Annotated in this window: 13 protein-coding genes and 1 pseudogene; 9 read left to right on the plus strand and 5 right to left on the minus strand. The window is 72.7% G+C overall.

What is annotated here, in order from left to right:
* The first annotated feature begins 66 nt into the window (after window positions 1–66).
* On the plus strand, window positions 67–3,873 hold the full coding sequence (locus ACIQI7_RS05610) for an ATP-binding protein (protein ID WP_401105436.1): 3,807 nt from the start codon (window positions 67–69) through the stop codon (window positions 3,871–3,873).
* Between the two features lie 22 nt (window positions 3,874–3,895).
* Here ACIQI7_RS05610 and ACIQI7_RS05615 read toward each other — a convergent pair whose 3' ends face one another.
* The 3 genes and pseudogenes from ACIQI7_RS05615 to ACIQI7_RS05625 all read right to left on the minus strand — a co-directional run.
* Entirely contained in the window at window positions 3,896–4,360 is a 465-nt protein-coding gene (locus ACIQI7_RS05615; protein ID WP_401105438.1) for a hypothetical protein, read from the minus strand.
* A 491-nt stretch (window positions 4,361–4,851) separates the two neighbouring features.
* On the minus strand, window positions 4,852–5,337 hold the full coding sequence (locus ACIQI7_RS05620) for a universal stress protein (RefSeq protein WP_401105440.1): 486 nt from the start codon (window positions 5,335–5,337) through the stop codon (window positions 4,852–4,854).
* 268 nt (window positions 5,338–5,605) lie between these two features.
* Window positions 5,606–6,190, minus strand: a pseudogene (locus ACIQI7_RS05625) (potassium-transporting ATPase subunit B); the annotation flags it as partial.
* Between the two features lie 520 nt (window positions 6,191–6,710).
* Between ACIQI7_RS05625 and ACIQI7_RS05630 the strand changes: the two are divergent.
* Complete coding sequence (locus ACIQI7_RS05630) at window positions 6,711–6,902, plus strand: hypothetical protein (protein ID WP_401105442.1); 192 nt, start codon at window positions 6,711–6,713, stop codon at window positions 6,900–6,902.
* A gap of 60 nt (window positions 6,903–6,962) precedes the next feature.
* Window positions 6,963–8,384, plus strand: a complete 1,422-nt coding sequence (lysA, locus tag ACIQI7_RS05635) for a diaminopimelate decarboxylase (RefSeq protein WP_401105444.1) — start codon at window positions 6,963–6,965, stop codon at window positions 8,382–8,384.
* Between the two features lie 70 nt (window positions 8,385–8,454).
* On the opposite strand, the gene ACIQI7_RS05640 is transcribed toward lysA, so the two are convergent.
* Window positions 8,455–9,246 (minus strand): class I SAM-dependent methyltransferase, encoded by a 792-nt coding sequence (locus ACIQI7_RS05640; RefSeq protein WP_401105446.1) that lies wholly within the window; start codon window positions 9,244–9,246, stop codon window positions 8,455–8,457.
* Entirely contained in the window at window positions 9,243–10,199 is a 957-nt protein-coding gene (locus ACIQI7_RS05645) for an aromatic prenyltransferase (RefSeq protein ID WP_401105448.1), read from the minus strand. The genes ACIQI7_RS05640 and ACIQI7_RS05645 overlap by 4 nt, the downstream gene beginning before the upstream one ends.
* Window positions 10,200–10,503: 304 nt before the next feature.
* Between ACIQI7_RS05645 and ACIQI7_RS05650 the strand changes: the two genes are divergently transcribed.
* The 6 genes from ACIQI7_RS05650 (at window position 10,504) to ACIQI7_RS05675 (ending at window position 17,551) form a co-directional block, all read left to right on the plus strand.
* On the plus strand, window positions 10,504–11,238 hold the full coding sequence (locus ACIQI7_RS05650; RefSeq protein WP_401105450.1) for a hypothetical protein: 735 nt from the start codon (window positions 10,504–10,506) through the stop codon (window positions 11,236–11,238).
* A gap of 20 nt (window positions 11,239–11,258) precedes the next feature.
* A complete protein-coding gene (locus ACIQI7_RS05655; protein WP_401105452.1) occupies window positions 11,259–12,485 on the plus strand; it encodes a radical SAM protein in 1,227 nt (408 codons plus the stop codon).
* Between the two features lie 236 nt (window positions 12,486–12,721).
* A complete protein-coding gene (locus tag ACIQI7_RS05660; protein ID WP_401105454.1) occupies window positions 12,722–14,065 on the plus strand; it encodes an ABC transporter substrate-binding protein in 1,344 nt (447 codons plus the stop codon).
* Window positions 14,062–14,976, plus strand: a complete 915-nt coding sequence (locus ACIQI7_RS05665) for a carbohydrate ABC transporter permease (protein ID WP_401105456.1) — start codon at window positions 14,062–14,064, stop codon at window positions 14,974–14,976. The genes ACIQI7_RS05660 and ACIQI7_RS05665 overlap by 4 nt, the downstream gene beginning before the upstream one ends.
* On the plus strand, window positions 14,973–15,800 hold the full coding sequence (locus ACIQI7_RS05670; RefSeq protein ID WP_401105459.1) for a carbohydrate ABC transporter permease: 828 nt from the start codon (window positions 14,973–14,975) through the stop codon (window positions 15,798–15,800). The genes ACIQI7_RS05665 and ACIQI7_RS05670 overlap by 4 nt, the downstream gene beginning before the upstream one ends.
* Window positions 15,801–15,802: 2 nt before the next feature.
* Entirely contained in the window at window positions 15,803–17,551 is a 1,749-nt protein-coding gene (locus ACIQI7_RS05675) for a glycoside hydrolase family 36 protein (protein WP_401105461.1), read from the plus strand.
* The last annotated feature ends 151 nt before the right edge of the window (window positions 17,552–17,702 follow it).

Raw genomic sequence — 17,702 nt, forward strand, 5'->3', positions numbered from 1 at the left:
GCGCCGGCGCCTTGCCGAACCGCGATTGTCCTACGCTCGTCCCCTGCACAAGGGGAGGCGCAGGGGATGGTCGACAACACGACGAACGCGGTGTACGGCACGGTGACCGGGCCGGTCGTGCAGGCCGGGAGCATCGGGGCCGTCTACCTGGACGGGAGGCGGCCCCCGGCGGTGCCGGAAGGGGCCGACGACTGGGTGCGGGCCGCCGCGGAGTCCCGCGTCTGGAAGCACGTCCGGGAGGACCGGGACGTCGAGCCTTACCGGCGAGTCGTGCTGACGGCCGTGGGCGAGCTGGCCGTGCTGCGGGACGCGGTCGACCTGGCGGACGACCCCTGGCAGGACCCGGGCATCGCGGAGCGCTTCGCCTCACGAGTCGACTGGCTGCTCGGCAACGACCGCCTGGACCTCTACCCGGCCGAGGCGGCGCTGCTGGCGGTGCTCCCGTTCCTCTACCGGGTCCGTTCGCTACGCCTGGCGGCGGCGCGGGCTTCCGTCGCCCCGGCCGACCTCGCACCCTCGTCCGAGCCGGACACCGAGCGCGCGGCGTACGAGCAGTTCACAGAGTCCTACGACCTGCTGGTGGGCCGCACCCGGACCCGACCGAACTCCACCGCCCCGCTGGGCTGGTGGCTCTACCACCGCTGGCTCGACCAGTACGAGGACCTCGCCGACGCCGACGGCGTGCGGGAGATCCTCGACCGGCTGCCTGTGCTGTTCGAACTCGGCGAGACCTTCACCCTCAAGCGGGTCTGCGCCCTGCTGCACGGCCTGCGCCGCGGCCCCGACGTCGGGAACCGCGACTACCTGGCCAACCTCAGCGCCGACGACCACCTGCGGGCCCCGGGCGAACAGCACGTCCGGGAACCACGGTTGGCGCTGCTGCTGGCGCTGGCGTACGGGACGGCCGTCGAAATGACCGCGCTGCCCGAGATCGTGGCCGAACACCTCGGCATCCCCGACGAGGTCGGCCTCGCCGACCTGCGCCGCACACTCGAACTCGCCGTCTGGGGCGGCTCCTACGACCTGCCGGTGCTGCGCGCCGAGTGCCATCACGAGGCAGTGGTGGAAGGCCTGCGCGAGTACACCGCCCGGGCCGACGAACTCCTCCACGCCGTCCGCCGGGTGCTCACCTCGCATCCCCTGCCGACCCGCCTCACCTCGGACGAGGCCGTCCCCGCTGCGGGCGCCTTCACCGGCTGGGCGAGCTTTCGAATGGACGAACGCCGGGTACGCAGCCTGCTGATGGGCGTCGAGCTGTACCGCGACCGGGACCTGGCGGTTCGCGAGCTCTACCAGAACGCCCTGGACGCATGCCGGTACCGCCGCGCCCGCACGGAGTACCTCGACCGCACGAACCCGATCGCCACCTTCACCTACGAAGGCCGGATCGAGTTCCGCCAAGGCCTGGACGAGGACGGCCGCGCCTACCTGGAATGCCAGGACAACGGCGTCGGCATGGGCGAGGAGGAGCTCAGGGGCGTCTTCTCCAACGCCGGCGCCCGCTTCGCCGAACAGCTCGACTTCAAGCTCGAACGCGCCGAGTGGCGCAAGGTCGACCCACCCGTCGAGCTGTACCCCAACAGCCGCTTCGGCATCGGCGTGCTGAGCTACTTCATGCTCGCCGACGAGATCCGGGTGGCCACCTGCCGCATGCACGCCGACGGCAGCCTCGGCCCGCAGCTGGAGGTCTCCATCTACGGCCCGAGCCACCTCTTCCGGATCGCCCAACGGAATGCCTGCGGCCGTCAACCCGGTACGACCGTGCGGCTGTACCTGCGGGACGACATCGAGATGGCGGACTCGTGGTCGTGCGTGGAAGTCCTCGAACGCCTCCTGGCCGTCGCTGAGTTCTCCACCTCGGTAGTGCACGGTGACCGGGAGGCGGTATGGGACGCCGGAGTTCTGAAGTCCCGGGAGGCTCCCCGAGGCGAGACCTTCGGCTTCAACGCCTGGGGCCGGACTACCGGTTGGGTCGCTGCCCCGGACAGTGCGCAGGTGACGTGGTGCGAGCACGGCGGAGCCCTACTGGTGGACGGTTTGGTGGTCGAGCCGGAGGTCGTGCGGGGCATGGTCTCGCCGGGAGGGTTGTCCGGAGCCGTGGTGAACCTCTCTGGAAGGCTGTCGCCGACGAAGCTGTCGGTTGATCGTCGCCGCGTCATCAGCGACGTGTCGGAGGCGGTCAGGGGACTGCTGGAGGCGGCAGTGGGCGAGTTCGTGAGCCGCGACTCGGCCGTGCTGAGTATGGAGTGGATCCACCGGGTGACGGAGGCGAACTATGACCTCGCCGACCTGGTGGCCGGCGAAGCCATTCGCCAGGGCCGCCGGTTCGAATTCCTCGGCGTCACCTACGACACTCGCCGCACCGGCTTCCTCCTGGCGGATGGCGAAATCCTCAAGTGGTTCGAGAGTCATGATGTATTCGTGAGCGGGACGGTTGGTGGGAATCCGCCGGACCACATCCTGCTCTGGCGGATGCTGGCACACGGGTTGGATCGATTGGTTCCAGAACTCGCCGACCTCTGCGAGGGGTTGCTGGCCCCTGTGCCGGTGCGCCCAGCGATTCCTTCAGATATCGCAGTACTGGCGCCGAGTGGCACGCCCGGTGCCAGGTCATGGGCCCCGGGGTACTTTTACGACCGGTGGACCTCGGACGTCGCACGGGAACTCGGCGTCAGCTCCGAGATCGCTGTCGCCCGCGCTTCCGAACTCGGTGCGGTCCCTCGTGGTGAACTTACGTTCTCGCCAGTCGGTGGCGACTCGCCGGTGACCGTCAATGACGTGCTGGTTCTGGCTGACCGGAATGGAATCTCGGCAGCGGCTGCGGCGGACCTTTGGGCGGAGCATGGCCGGATGGTCCCTCGGGAAGTCGTCGACCTCGCCATCGCCGTCGACACCGATCCGGTGTTCCTCTGGAATCGGTCCGGGAAGGGGACCTTCTGGAACGGGGCGCAACCTGGAGGCCCGGTCGCGCTGGGTCTTGTGGCCAAGAGCAGTCAAGTGCTCGGGATCTCGGTCGACCAGATCTGTGTGGCCATGACGCGGTACGGACTCGAGGCGGACCCGAGAGGCCTGCCGCCCTTCCCGTCCGATACGACCGTGGCGCTGCTGAGCTGGGGTCTCAACGGATCCAGCCCATGGCTGAGGCGGGCGGACGTGGTGCCGGCGGGGCACCTATTGCAGGCGGCACGAGACTTGGGAATCGCGGTCGAACGGGCCATGGAGGTGCTCGAGGCCGCGGGATTCCCTCTGGCGCGTGTTCCAGGAGATGCCTGTGCGGATGACCTGGAGTTGTTCTGCGAGGGTCGACTGCGATGGCCCGACATTACCAGGCTGACCTACCGGAGGCTTTTCGAGCTGCGGGAATCGAGGAAATTCTCGCTGCGTGAGGTGATCGAGCGGTACGGCGCTTATGGCTTCGAGATTCCGATCGTTCTGCCGGAGGCGCTCACCCGGTTGGACCGTGAGCTCTTCTCGCCCGACGGTGCGATGGACTGGGGCGACCTGCGGGTGGCCGACCCCGTGCCGTTCGCCCGCTTGATTATGGCGGCTCGGACGCTCAAGCGGGGCCCGGGAGAGCTGGCTCGACACCTGAGGACACGCGGGATCCTGTCGTCCAGTGACGATCTGCCGACCGAACTCACAGTGGAACAGGCTGTCAATCTCCTCAGCGGGGGTAGGTCCCGGTCGATTGGGTTGCTGGGGATCAAGGACCTCGACCTTGCTGATCTGCTGAAGATGTCGCTCCGGACGGGGCATTCGATGGCGCAGATTGCCAGTTGGTTCCGTGCGTGGGGTCTCAAGGTCCCTGATGTAGCCGAGTCGATCCGTGACGCCCTCGCCCGGGTCCCGAGGGCCGACGCCGACCCCTGCTGACCGCAGCGAACGCGGCGGCCGGTCAGCAATGTTGGTTGGGGCCCGCGGAGCGGGCGGTGTCGACCAGGAGCTGGGCGGCGTCCAGGGGGACGGGGAGCCGGCGGGCGATCCAGGTGGCGGGGCGGCCGGCCCGGGCGAGCATCCAGGCGGAGTAGAGGTGGCCGAGCTGGGGCGCGTTCTCGGCGAGCAGCAGTGGGCGGACGGCCTCCATGGGGAAGCCTTCGAGGGCGCGGGCGCTGTACTCGCGGCCGTTGGGGCCCGGCGGGGGCAGCGGGAGGGGGCGGCGGAGGTCGAGCCAGCGGCTGAGCAGTACCGCGCCGACCACCAGCAGGCCGGTGCCGGAGGCGCCGATCAGGATGCCGCCGATGACGGGGCGGTCGTCCTCCTCGGCCATGCCGAGGGCGATCTCCTCCAGGACGAGCAGGCTGAGCGCGGTGAGTAGCACCGCGGCCTCGGCGGGGCGCGGGTGGGTCCGGGACGTCGTCATGCGGAACCTCCTCCTCGGCGGGGCGGCCGGGGGTTTCGGGCGGGCGCGGCGATTCACCTTCCGTACAACGGCGGTGGGCGGCCCGGGGCACGCGTCATGGCTCAGGCGGTGAAATCGCGGGAGCTGAATTGACGGGCCGTCAAGAAAATGAAGAGGGAGGGACGTTGGCCGCGTTCGGAGGGCTGGGGGCAGCTCCTTCCGGTCGGTCGCGCCTGGGCGGTGCGTTCGTCGACGGGGCGGGAGGCCGGTGGTGGCCGGACTTCCGGGCTTCGGGTCAGCATAGCCCGGGCATGCCAACTTCGACAGGAGTGTCGAAGTCGTGTTACCCGGGCCCGCGGGGGAACGGCGAAACGCCGGGAGCCCCTGGCTGGTCACCAGGGGCTCCCGGCGTGAGCGGGCCGAGCGGATCGAGCGGGCCGAGCGGGCCGAGCGGGCCGAGCGGATCGAGCGGGCCGAGCGGGCCGACCGTACCGAGCCCGTACGAAGCGTCCTCAGCGGGCCAGCAGGGGCAGCGGCGCGCCGGTGCGGGCGGGGAGTTCGAGGCGGGCGAGCAGCGCCGAGGGGGAGACCTCGACCACCCGGCAGCCGGCCCGGTGGCGGCAGTGGCGGGCCACCGAGCCGTGCCGCAGGCGGTCCAGGCGGCGGCGGGTGGCGGCGCCGAGGACGAGCAGGTCGTCCGGACCGGTGACGGCGCCGACCAGGGCGGGGCCGGGGCCGGCGTTGACCACAAGCGGGTGGATGACCAGGCCGGACGGGTAGCCGCCGTAGGCCTGTTCGAAGGCGACGTCGAGGCGCCGGCGGGCGGCGTGCTCCGGTTCGGAGGACGGGCGCAGGCCGTCCCGCTCGTTCGCGGTCCAGGCGGCGACGGGCACCAGCACCGCCCGGTGCCGGGCCGCCTCGCCGACGGCGTGGTAGAGGGCGGCCAGACTGCTCAGTGATCCGCTCAGGCCGACGATCACTCGGGTGGTCCCGGTCATGGCCGTTGCCTCCGTCTCTCCGGCGGAGTGCCCGGCGGAACTCTCCGTCGGGCTCCGCCGGTTCGGCACTCCTTGCTTCGGATGACTCCAGTCAACCCCGGAACGGAGCCCTCCGTGCCGCCGCTGACACCACCATGACGCCGGGCGTACGCATCCTGACGGCCTGCTGACAGGGCCCTGCTCCCGCACCTCTCAGCCCAGCCCGGGCACGAACCGGATCGGCAGGTCGATCGTTTCGATGCCGAGGAACGGCAGGACGAGCCCGCCGGACGACGGTCGGCGAGGCCGGCAGGATGTTGAGCGCGACCTCGTTCGGCGTCTTCTGCCGGTCGGCGCCCTCGACCAGGGCGATCATCCGGTCCACGAAGCCCTGCCCGGGGCGGGAGGTGATCCGGACGACCAGGTGGTCGGAGAGCACCTTGGTGCAGCCGGTGCCGCCGGTGCGGTCGCCGCCGGACTCCCGGACGACGGGCGCGGACTCCCCGGTGATCGCCGACTCGTCGACGCCCTCGACCACCTCGCCGTCCCGGGGGACCACCTCCCCGGCCGGGGCGAGGACGACGTCGGGCTGCAGCAACTGCTTGGCGGGGACGACCTCGTGGCGCAGGCCGCGGGTGCCGACCCGCCAGTGCGGCAGCCGCCGCGCGGTGGTCGTGGACCGGGCGCGGCGCAGCGACTCGGCATGCGCCTTGCCGCGGCTCTCCGCGACGGCCTCGGCGAGGTCGGCGAACAGTACCGTCAGCCAGAGCCGGAACGAGATCACCCAGGCGAAGACGTCCGGGTGGACGACGGCGCTGAGGGCGGTGAGCGCGGAGCCGGTCTCGACCACCAGCATCACCGGGTTGCGCACCATGGTGCGCGGGTGGAGCCGGCGGCCGGCAGTGCCTCGGCCAGCCGGCGGCGGGTGATCAGCTGGCGGCAGCCGCCCGGTGAGGTGGGCCGGTGAGGTGGGCCGGTGGCTCGGCGGTGGTGCCGGTGCGGGTTCCCGGCGCCGGAACCGGTTCGCTGGTCGGCGCTGGGGGCTGAGGCGGTGCCCGGGCTGGTGTCAGGGGCGGTGGGGGCCGAACGGCGCATCGTCTCGGGGGACCTTCCGGGCCGCCCCCTTGGGCCGGGGCGGCGGGTTCGGTGGGGCCGCGGGGACGGCGGACAGCCCACCGCCGGAGGAACGGGGGACATGCCTGCCGTGACGAGGCCCTGGCGGCGAAGCGGCCGTCCCTGACGCCTCCCTGACACCCCGGCCGGAACGCCGTCAGGAGGGCGTCAAGGACGGCCGCCGGACCGTACGCCCTGCGTCAAGGACGGGTGCGACCGGTCGGCGGAGGGGCTCCACTGGAGGGGTCCGGCCGTACGGGCCGCTGTTCGAAGGGACCGCCATGACCACTGTCACCGCCGTCGTCGACGTCGAGGAGCCGCTGGAGCGGACCGTCCGCCTCCTGCCCGCCGCCTGGGGCCGGGACCGCCAGGGCCGCGGGGACCAGCCCGAGCCGCTGGAACCGGCCCCGGCGGCCGACCGGGAGCGCACCCGCCCGGCGCACTGCCGGTTCGCGACGCACTACGAGGACTGACCCGGCCCCACGCGGACGACCGACACCGCCACCCCGCGCCGATCCACAGGAGCAGCCGCCATGACCCAGCTCACCGCCCCGTCCGTCCCGTCCGTCCCGTCCGTCCTGTCCGCCCTGCCCGTCCCGCCCGTCCCCACCGCCCCCGCCACGGGCCCCGCCACCGCCCCCGCCACGCCCGCCGACGCGCTCGGCGGCCCCTGGCCGGCCTCGGCACGGCCCGGCCGGGGCGCCGACCTGCTGGTCGGCGGGGTGGGGCTGGCCGAGGCCGCCGAGCGGTTCGGCACCCCGCTGTACGTGCTGGACGAGGCCGAGGTCCGCGACCGCGCCCGGGCCTACCGGCGGGCACTGCCGCACGCCGAGGTGCTGTACGCGGCCAAGGCCTTCCTCTGCAGCGCGATGGCCGACTGGGTGGAACAGGAGGGCCTGGGGCTGGACGTCTGCTCCTCGGGCGAGCTGTGGCTGGCGGTCTCGGCGGGCTTCCCGGCACAGCGGATCCTGCTGCACGGCAACGCCAAGTCCCCGGAGGAACTGCGGCTGGCGCGGCGGCTGCGGGTCGGGCGGATCGTCATCGACGGCCCGGCGGAGATCGCGCGGCTGGCCGCGCTGGTGGCCGCCGACACGCCGCAGAAAGTGCTGGTCCGGGTGGTGCCGGGGATCGCCGCCGGGCACCACGCGGCGGTGCGGACGGGCGTCGGCGGGCAGAAGTTCGGCTTCCCGATCGAGGGCGGCGACGCGGCGGACGCCGTCACCCGGGTGCTCGACCAGCCGGGGCTGGAACTCGCGGGCCTGCACTGCCACCTGGGCTCCCAGATCACCTCGGTCGAACCGTATCTGCGGGCGCTGGACGCGCTGGTGCGGCTGCTCGCCGAGGTGCGGGAGCGGCACGGCGTGGAGCTGCCGGAGCTGGACCTCGGCGGCGGCCACGGCATCCGCTACCTGCCCGGGGACACCGGCTTGGACCTCGCCGAGTTCGTGGTACGGGTGACCGACCGACTGGCGGTGCGCTGCGCCGAGGCCGGGCTGGAGGTGCCCCGGCTGATCGTCGAACCCGGCCGCGCGATCGCCGGCCCGGCCGCGGTGGCGGTCTACCGGGTGCTCTCCGTCAAGCACGCCGCCGACGGCCGCCGCTTCGTCGCGGTGGACGGCGGCATGAGCGACAACCCGCGCCCGGCCCTGTACGGATCGCCGTACGCGGTACGGCTGGTGGGCCGCCGCTCGGAGGCGGGCGAGGCCCGGGTGGACGTCGTCGGCCGCCACTGCGAGGCCGGCGACGTGCTGGTGCGCGACGCCGCCCTGCCCGCCGACCTGCGCCCCGGCGACCTGCTGGCGATGCCGTCGGCCGGCGCGTACCAGCTGTCGATGGCCTCCGGCTACAACCTGGTCGGCCGCCCGGCCGTGGTCGCGGTGAGGGACGGCCGCGCCCGCCTGCTGATCCGGCGGGAGACGGTGGAGGACTTCCGCCTCCGCGAGGTCGGCCGCTGAGGGGGAGCACCGGCGCGTGAGAAGTCGGCCCGGCCGACTTCTCACGCGGGTGGGTCCAGGCGCCGGTGGCTCACGCGGGGCGGCGGCCCCAGCAGGAGACCATCATCCAGGCGGTGTCGGTGAAGGCCGGGTCGTCCAGGTGGGCGACCGCCGCCGTGATCTGCTCGGCCGTCATCAGCCCGGTGGCGATGAGCCCGGGGGTGGCCTGGGCGAAGCACCGGCGCCAGAAGGCGTCCTCCGTGTCGTCCGTGCCGCACACGGCGACGCGGATGGTCATGCCGACGTCGGTGAGTCCGGCGCGGGCCATGGCCGCCGGGATGCGGCGGGCCCAGGAGTGGTCCGTCCCGTGGGTCCGGGCCAGCAACTGCTGGCAGGCCTCCAGCAGTTCGGCGAACCGCGGATAGGGGGAGGCCGCGGCCGGGAGGTAGGTGGGGTCCTCGACGACGATCCACCCGCCGGGCCTGAGCCAGCCGGCCATCCGGTCGAGGGCGAGTTCCGGGTCGGGGAGGTGGCCGAGCAGGGCCCGGGCGTGCACCAGGTCCTGGGAGCCCGCCGGGAAGTCGTCCCGCGTCACGTCGTGCCGCGCGACGGTCAGGTTGGCCGGTACGGGCGACGCCTCGAGCAACGCGGTGTCGAGGTCGGTGGCCGTCACCCGGCCGTCGGGGCAGCGGGCGGCGAGCCAGCGGGCGATGGACCCGTGTCCGGCCCCCGCCTCGACGCAGTGCCAGTCCGCGGCGACACCGAGCTGTTCGAAGACGGCGACGGTGGCCGGATCGTTGAGCTGCTCCAGCAGACGCAGGCGTTCGCGTTCGCCCCGCGTGCCGTGGGCGAGGACTCCGTCCTGGTAGACCGGGTCGCTCATCGTCCTCCGTTCGGGTGCCGGGCCGCGACGGGGGTGACGCGCGGCTGCTCGCCGGGGTCGGTCATCGGGCTGTTCCACTCGCGCATCAGCTCGACCAGCCGGCCGCAGTAGCTGCGCTCCGCCTTCGCGTAGTGGCTGCCGCCCGCGCCGAACGACCAGGCGACGGCGTTCATCTCCTCCTCGTCGTGCGAGGGAGCGCCCCGGAAGAAGGCGGCCAGTCGCTCGTTGACGCGCGGGAACCGCCCGGCGGGCAGCCGGAGGGCGTAGACGCCGACGCGCTCGATCCCGCCGGACCCGAGGCGCAGCGTCACCGAGAAGGTGTGCCCGTCCGGGGCCGTGAAGGCCGCCATGTCCTGGAAGGTCGCCGCGTCCGGCACCCCGCCCCCGGACAGGGCGAGCAGGCGCTCCAGGCCTGCCGGAGCGAGCCCTTCCCGGGTGCGGAAGTACAGGTTCGCCGTGTCGTGCTGGTAGTCCACGGCGACGTGCCGCACCGAGGTCAGGCCCAGCTCACGGAAGCGGTCGTGATGGCGGCGGATCGTGTCCGGGACCCCGGGGGCGTCGAGGACCTCCGCCACGGGCCGAATCCCGCCCAGGTACACCCACGTCTTGACCAGGCCCCGGACCGCGTCGAAGTCGCACAGCTCCGTCGAGCCGTCGTACAGCGAGCTCCACGCGGAGATCAGGGCGGCGGTCGGGCGGTGCGGGCCGAGGAGTCCGGCCCGCACCGCGATGTCCACGGAGTCGATGGGGACGCGGTCGTAGAAGCGGTAGTTCAGGGCGCCGCCGGGCCTGTCGTCGGTGCGCCACAGGACGGCTCCGCGGTGGAAGCTCTCCTCGTACGCGTCCAGGACGCGGCGGGTCGTCGGCAGGGAGTGCTCGATGCCCAGCAGGTCCGCGGTGGCCTCGACGTCCCGGAGGAACCGGGACGTCGAGAAGTCGACGGCAGAGGTCATCAGAGGGGTTCCCCCTTCGGTCGTGCAGGGGCTCCGCCCCAGTCCCTCAGTGATCAAACCACTGAGAAGATCATTTCGCCAGAGGGGAGGAACGCGGGCGCGCGGTTCCCGATTGACCGGATCAGACCGCTTCTGTCGATCTGTCAGTCCGGACTCCTGGGGTAGTTGATGCGAACTCGACCGTTTGTGGCGGGCCGCTGTTAGGCTGCGCGCCTGAATACGAACTCTCCACGATGTAAAAGGACTTGGAAGAGAGGGTGAAGGCTCGCGCCTTCACCGCCGCCGCCGACCCCCGAGGAGCCACGTGAGACCCGAAGACGTCCCCCTGCTGTTCCAGGAGCTGGCCCGCGAGTACGCGGACGTGACCGACATGTCGGTGGCCGCGACCGGCTCGTTGGCCCGGGGCGACCACCGCACCGGGCCCGGCGGCGACATCGTCTCCAACCTCGACCTGATCCACGTCGTGGCCGACGGCGCCGACGTGCCGGAGGTCCGGGCCCTGGTGGAACGGAGGATGCAGCGGATCTCGGACACCTTCCGGATCGAGACGACGTCCGTCATCGCCATGCTTCCGGCGTTCCGGATGGCCGGCCACGCCCACTACCGGATCAGCATGCGGCCCGAGTGGTTCTGCGACGGGCTCGGGCTCGGGCCGGAGGCCTTCGTCCACCCCGGCCGCGCCGAGGGCGACCAGCGCGCCGCGTTGTCCTGGATGATGCAGCCCGTCCCCTACTACCTGGCCAAGGCCACCGTCCTCGACCCGACGACCAACCTGGCCAAGGCCCGTAGGGCCGCGACGCGGCTGGCCGACCGGTTCGACCTGGCGGAGGTGCGCGACAACCTCGACAACCTCCCGCGGGCGCTGCGCACCCTGATCGCCGAACGCGGCGTGACCCCGCTCGAGTCGACCGCCCGCTACCTCGACGCCCCCACCCATCCCGACGTCGCCCGGCTCGTCCGCGACGCGGTCTTCGTCGAGAGCATGGGCCTGCCGTCCGCCGACTCGATGCTCGTCCTGCTGCCGTCCGCCCCGAACTGACCACGACCGGAGAGCACTTCATGTCCACTCGGCAGCACGTGGAGATCCTTCCCCCGCACCCCCTGCGGGCCGGCTACGACAGGGCCCTGGAGCGCGGGTCGATCGCCGACGACTTCCAACGGCGCCTGGAACCGGCCCACTTCAACCCGGGATACCTCGGTGCCCTGACCGAGCGGGTCGAACAGGCCCTGCGCCAGGACCCGGCGGACGAGACCATGCGGTGGCGCCTGGCGTTCCTGCTGCTCCAGAACAACGCCACCGCGGCCGCCGTCGAGCGGGCCGCGGACCTGCTCGCCGGCACCACCCTGCCGCAGGGCCGGCGACTGGCCCACCTGGTGGCCGGGATCCTCGGCCGGGCCGGGCGGCCGCGCACCGGCCGCCGCGTCCGACGGGTCAACTGGTCGATCAACAACCGCTGCCCGATGTCCTGCCAGGGCTGCTACAACCCGTTCGCCGCGGAGCAGATCGACCTCGCGCAGGCGTACCGGATCACCGACAAGCTGGCCGCGCACGGGACCAGCGACCTGGTCCTGGCCGGCGGCGACCCGCTGCTGTGGCCGCCGATCTTCGACGTGGTCGACCACGCCGTCGCCGGCGGCCTCAAGGTCGGCCTCGACACCACCGGCTACACGCTCACCGCCGAGAAGCTCGCCCGGCTGCGGGGGCTGTCCTCGCTGCGGCTGCCGCTGGACGCCGTCACCGCGGACGTGCAGCGCGCCTTCCGCCGCAGCCCGGACGGCAACCTGCTCCAGGCGCTGCTGGACTCCCTCGCCCTGTGCGACGCCGAGGGCTTCGACCGGGTCCGGGTGCACACCGTGGCGAGCGCCGAGAACCTCCACCAACTGCCGGAACTCGCGGCCGAGGTGATGTCCCATCCGTCGGTCGCCCAGTGGGTGATCTTCCAGTGGTGGGGCCGGCGGGCGTCACCGGCCACGGTCCGCAGGCTCGGGGTGGCGGTGGAGGACGTCCGCGAGGTGGTGGAGGCGATCCGGCGGGACCATCCCGGCCGGGAGATCCACCTCGCGGAGAGCAGCGAGCGGGAACTGCTGAACTGGATGATCCAGTCGAGCGGGCAGGTCGTCACCTTCGGCTCCGGCGCCGAGGAGGAGTTCATCCTGGGCAACCTGCTGACCGACGAGGTCGAGGAGATCCTGACCCACCCGATCCTGGACTTCGAGGCCATGTCCCGGGGCATCCCGGTCACCCCGGGGACGGTGTTCGAGCCGGTGGACGCCGGGCAGGGCTGACGCCCCCAGCTGATAACGGAACGGTTGCGGAGCCCGCCCTTCCCCTGCCCAGGGCTTGACGGCACGGGGAGGGCGGGCGTTTGCTGTGTCCGCTCGTTGGAACCTGTTCGGTTCTGATTTGTTTTGTGTGTTTGAACGTTCAAACCGTGTCGAGCCCCCGCCGCACCCGTCTCTCCCCACTCACCACCCCCCTGTGCACCACAGTCTTCCGGCGCCACCCCACCGAGAGGAATGCAATGTCACACCTTTCCCGTCGGGACCTCCTCCGCGCCTCCGGAGCCGGCCTGCTGGCCGTCGCCGCCGGAGGCACCCTCGCGGCCTGCGGCGGCGGCTCCGGCTCGGCAGGCGCCGGCGGGGACGCCGACACCGGAACCATCACCGTCTGGTCCTGGGCCACCGCCGCCGAGGCCCTGCGCGGGATCGTCCCGGCCTTCGAGAAGGACAACCCGGGGATCAAGGTCGACGTCCAGGACATCGGCGAGCCCGCCATCTGGGACAAGATCACCGTCGGCATGGCGGCCGGCGGCCAGGGCCTCGGCGACGTCCTGCACATCGGCTGCGACTACCTGCCCGGATACCTGGAGAAGTTCCCCGGCGGCCTGGCCGACCTCTCCTCGCTCGGTGCCGACGCGCACAAGGACAGGTTCGCCAAGGGCCTGTGGCCGGTCGTCTCCGGCAAGGACGGCCACGCCTACGCGCTGCCCTGGGAGGTCAACCCGCTCGGCTTCTTCTACCGCAAGGACTACTTCGACAAGGCCGGCATCGACCCCGAGGCCCTCGCCACCTGGGACGACCTGCTCGCCGTCGCCGACCGCTTCAAGGCCGCCAACCCCGGCACCGCCCTGATCGGCCTCAACCGGGCCGCCAACCCCACCCCCGACCTGGACTTCCTGCAGTCCCTGATGCAGCTCCAGGGCGCCTTCTACTTCGACCTCCAGGGCAGGATCACCGTCGGCTCGGAACCGGCCGTACGCGCCCTGACCATCATCAAGCGGCTGGACGAGGCCGGGCTGGTCGGCGACACCCCCGGCGTCCAGAGCTGGCCGCCCGTGATGAAGGCCGGCAAGCTCGCGGTCGCCGCGATGCCCGCCTGGGTCGCCCACTACTTGGAGAAGAAGTTCCCCGACCAGAGCGGAAACTGGCGCCTCACCAAGCCCCCGGCGGTCACCCCCGGCGGCAGGCGCACCGCCCTGGTCAACTCCACCCACCTGGCCGTCGCCTCCTCCAGCCCGCGCCGCCGCGCCGCCTGGAAGTTCGTCGAGTACGCCGTCACCCGCCCCGCCTCGGTGAACGCCATGTTCGACGCGGGCGGCGTCTTCCCGGCCCTCACCGAGGCCTACACCGACCCGCTGTACGCCGCGCCGAGCGCCTACTACGGCGGCCAGCCGGTGCTGAGGACCTTCGCCGACCTCGCCACCGAGGGCGGCGACCCCACCAACTACTCCGGCGACTACGCCCGCGCCCTCAAGCTGGTCAGCGACGCCCAGGTCAAGGTCCTCCTCAAGGGCGCCGACCCGGCCGCCGTGCTCCAGGACGCCGCCAAGCAGCTCGCCCAGCAGACGGGGCGCGGTATCGCATGAGTGCCGCCAGCCCGCCCGCCACCTCCCTCGCGGGGAAGGCCGGAGCGGCCCGCCGGCGCCGCGCCGCCGTACCGTACCTGCTGCTCGCCCCCGCCCTGCTCACCTTCGGCGTGTTCAAGGCCTACCCGGTCGTCGACTCGCTGCTGCTCTCCTTCACCACCGGCTCGGGCTCCGCCACCCGCGACGCCGGCCTCGCCAACTACCGGCGGCTGCTGGACGACCCGCTGTTCTGGACGGCCCTGCGCAACACCGGTGAGATCCTCGTCGTCCAGGTCCCGCTGATGCTCGGACTGGCCCTGCTGATGGCCGTCGGCATCAACTCCGCCCTGGTGCGCTGGCGCACGGTGTGGCGGCTCGGCGTCTTCATGCCCTCGGTCACCGGCCTGGTCGCCACCGGCGTGATGTTCGCCTACCTGCTCAAGGCCGACGACGGCATGGTCAACCGGGTGCTGAACGCCGTCGGCCTGCCCTCCGTCGACTGGCTGGGCCAGCCCGGCTGGGCCCGGATGGCCGTCGTCGTGGTGCTCACCTGGCACTACACCGGCTACAACGCCGTCATCTACCTCGCCGGACTCCAGTCCATCCCCAAGGAGTTGTACGAGGCCGCGATGGTCGACGGCGCCGGCCCGATCCGCCGGTTCACCTCGGTCACCGTCCCCGCGCTGCGCCCGGTGCTGCTGTTCACCGTCGTGCTCTCGACCATCGGCACGCTCCAGCTCTTCGACGAGCCGTACGTGCTGACCGGTGGCGGGCCGGACAACGCCACCCTGACCGTCTCCATGTACCTGTACCAGAACGGCTTCCGGTACTTCGACTTCGGCTACGCCTCCGCCATCGCCTACGCGCTCACCCTGCTGGTGTCGGTGCTCGGCGCCGCCCAGATGCGCCTGATGGGGGAGAAGGACAAGTGAACCTCAAGAAACTGCGCGGCTGGCCGCTGACCTTCTTCCTCGCCGCCGTCACCGGGCTGTCCATCGCCCCCTTCTACTGGCTGGTGGTCTCCGCCACCCGCAAGGACACCGAGGTCTTCGACTGGCCGCCCAAGCTGCTGCCCGGCGGGAGCCTCGGCGAGAACCTGGGCCACCTGGAGCAGAAGATCGGCCTGCTCCGGGTGGTCGGGAACTCCCTGCTGGTGGCGGGGATCCAGACCCTGGGCGCCCTCGTCGTGGCGCTGCTCGCGGGCTACGCCTTCGCCAAGTTCCGCTTCCGCGGCCGCACCCTGCTGTTCGCCCTGCTGCTCTCCACCCTCGTGGTGCCCGAACAGGTCACGCTGGTGCCGCTGTTCACGATGATGACGGACTTCGGCCTGCTGGACACCTACCAGGCGCTGATCCTGCCCGGCCTGTGCGTGCCCTTCGCCGTCTTCCTGATGCGGCAGTCGCTGAGCTGCCTGCCGGACGAACTCCTGGACGCCGCCCGGGTCGACGGCGCGGGCGAACTCCGGGTGCTGTTCAGCGTGGTGGTGCCGGTCATGCGCCCGGTGCTGGCGGCCCTGTCGATCTTCCTCTTCCTGGGCTCCTGGAACCAGTTCGTCTGGCCCCTGATCGCCCTGCGCAGCCCCGAGATGCACACCCTGCCGGTCGCCCTGGCGACGCTGCACGGCAACAAGTCCAACACCGACTACGGCGCGATCCTCTCCGGCACCGCGCTGTCCACCCTGCCGATGATGGTCCTCTTCCTGGTCCTCCAACGGCAGTTCATCTCCGGCCTGCTGGCCGGCGCCACGAAGGGATGACCATGACCGGGACCGACGAGACCGCCACGGCCGAGGTCTGGGAGCCGCACGCCCCCACCGCCGCCGGCGGCCTGCGCCCGCTGTACGCCGACGGGCTGGACCTGCGGGTGAGCGGTACGGGCACCGCCCGGGGCCTCGCCGACGGGGTGGTGGAGGTGACCGCCGAGGGCGCGGGCGGGGTGCGGATCGAGTGGCGGGTGCCCTGCGTCGACGCCACCGCCCTGTGGACCCCCGAGCCGCGCGGCACCGGCTGGCTGCCCGCCGCCTGGAGCGCCCCGCGCCGTACCGGCCTCGCCAACGGCGCGCCGATCGCAGCGCTGGTCGGCACCGGGGACGTCGCCCTGTGCGCCTTCGCCGCCGGGCGCCCGGACGTGCTGGTCGGCGCCGGAGTGGTCGAGGAGACCGGCGAGTTCCGGTTCTGGGCCCAGGCCGAGGACCGGCTCACCGTCCGGATCGACACCTCCCGCCGGCACTTCGGCCGCGCCCTGGCCGACCTCGCCGCCTGGTGGGGCGAGGGCCGAACGGCCGACATCCCGGAGGCCGCCCGCCGCCCCGCGTACTCCACCTGGTACTCGATGCACCAGGACGTCACGCCCGAGGGCGTCGAGACCCAGGCCGCGCTCGGCAAGGAGCTGGGCCTGGACGTGATCATCGTGGACGACGGCTGGATGACCGCCGACCGCACCCGCGGCTACGCCCACTGCGGCGACTGGGAGCCGGTCTCGCTGCCCGACACCGCCGCCCACGTCCGGCGGGTGCACGACCTCGGGGTGCGCTACCTGCTCTGGTACGCGCTGCCGTTCATCGGCAGGGACAGCGCCGCGTACCGGGAGATCGGCCACCTGGCGCTGGCCGACGTCCCCCACATGGGCGCGATCGTCGCCGACCCGCGCCACCCCGAGGTCCGGGCCTTCCTCACCGACCGGCTCGCCCGGGCCGTCGAGGAGTGGGGCATGGACGGCCTCAAGGTGGACTTCGTCGACTGGTTCGCCCGCGCCGCCGAGAGCGCCGACGCCGCGCCGGCCCGCCCCGGCGCGGACTGCGCGAGCGTCGAGGAGGGCGTGGAGCGGCTGCTCGCCGGGATCCGCCGCCGGATCACCGCCGCCGACCCGGAGGCGATGATCGAGCACCGCCAGCCGTACGTCAGCCCCGGCCTGTGGCCGTACGCCACCATGATCCGCGCCACCGACTGCCCGCTCAGCCCGCAGGAGAACCGGCAGCGGACCGTCGACGTGCGGCTGGCCGCCGGGCCCGTCCCGGTCCACGCCGACATGCTGATGTGGCACCGTGACGAGCCGCCGGAGCAGGTCGCCTGCCACCTGATCAACGTGCTGTTCTCGGTGCCGCAGGTCTCCGTCGACCTCGCCGCGCAGAGCGAGGGCCAGCGCGAGGCGATGGCCTTCTGGCTCGGCGTCTTCCGCGAGCACGCCGCCACCCTCCAACTCGGCGAACTGCTCCCGGCCCGCCCGGACCTCGGCTACCCCATGGTCACCGCGCGCGGTGACGGCACCGTGGCCGTGGCCCGCTACGCCGCGCTGCCGGTGGACGCCTCCGGCGACGACTGGCAGACCCTGCTGGTGGCCAACGCCGACGCCGACCCGGACGTCCGGCTCACCGGCGGCCGCGGGCGGGTGGCGGTGACGGTGCGGGACGCCCGGGGGCGTATCGTCCGGCAGGGCGAGGTCGAGCTGGACCGCGCGGACGCGATCCCCGTGCCGCGCGGCGGGCTGCTGACCCTGCGCCGAGCCTGACCCCGCGCCGAGGCGACGCCGCGCCGAGGCCGACCCGTTCGGGGGGTGGGGGGGGGGGGCCGGGGCCCGCCCCCCCCCCCCCCCCCCCCCGGGGCCCCCCGCCCCCGGGGGCCCCCCCCCCGCGCCCCGCGGCGCCCCCCCCCCCCGCGGG

The organism is Kitasatospora sp. NPDC092039 (assembly GCF_044756065.1).
Classification (GTDB): domain Bacteria; phylum Actinomycetota; class Actinomycetes; order Streptomycetales; family Streptomycetaceae; genus Kitasatospora.

Excerpts from the sequence above, each read along its gene's own strand:
- lysA (WP_401105444.1), top strand. The coding sequence starts at position 6,963 with ATGACCCAGCTCACCGCCCCGTCCGTCCCGTCCGTCCCGTCCGTCCTG.
- ACIQI7_RS05660 (WP_401105454.1), top strand. The coding sequence starts at position 12,722 with ATGTCACACCTTTCCCGTCGGGACCTCCTCCGCGCCTCCGGAGCCGGC.
- ACIQI7_RS05655 (WP_401105452.1), top strand. The coding sequence starts at position 11,259 with ATGTCCACTCGGCAGCACGTGGAGATCCTTCCCCCGCACCCCCTGCGG.
- ACIQI7_RS05610 (WP_401105436.1), top strand. The coding sequence starts at position 67 with ATGGTCGACAACACGACGAACGCGGTGTACGGCACGGTGACCGGGCCG.
- ACIQI7_RS05645 (WP_401105448.1), bottom strand. The coding sequence starts at position 10,199 with ATGACCTCTGCCGTCGACTTCTCGACGTCCCGGTTCCTCCGGGACGTC.
- ACIQI7_RS05615 (WP_401105438.1), bottom strand. The coding sequence starts at position 4,360 with ATGACGACGTCCCGGACCCACCCGCGCCCCGCCGAGGCCGCGGTGCTA.
- ACIQI7_RS05640 (WP_401105446.1), bottom strand. The coding sequence starts at position 9,246 with ATGAGCGACCCGGTCTACCAGGACGGAGTCCTCGCCCACGGCACGCGG.
- ACIQI7_RS05665 (WP_401105456.1), top strand. The coding sequence starts at position 14,062 with ATGAGTGCCGCCAGCCCGCCCGCCACCTCCCTCGCGGGGAAGGCCGGA.
- ACIQI7_RS05620 (WP_401105440.1), bottom strand. The coding sequence starts at position 5,337 with ATGACCGGGACCACCCGAGTGATCGTCGGCCTGAGCGGATCACTGAGC.
- ACIQI7_RS05675 (WP_401105461.1), top strand. The coding sequence starts at position 15,803 with ATGACCGGGACCGACGAGACCGCCACGGCCGAGGTCTGGGAGCCGCAC.
- ACIQI7_RS05630 (WP_401105442.1), top strand. The coding sequence starts at position 6,711 with ATGACCACTGTCACCGCCGTCGTCGACGTCGAGGAGCCGCTGGAGCGG.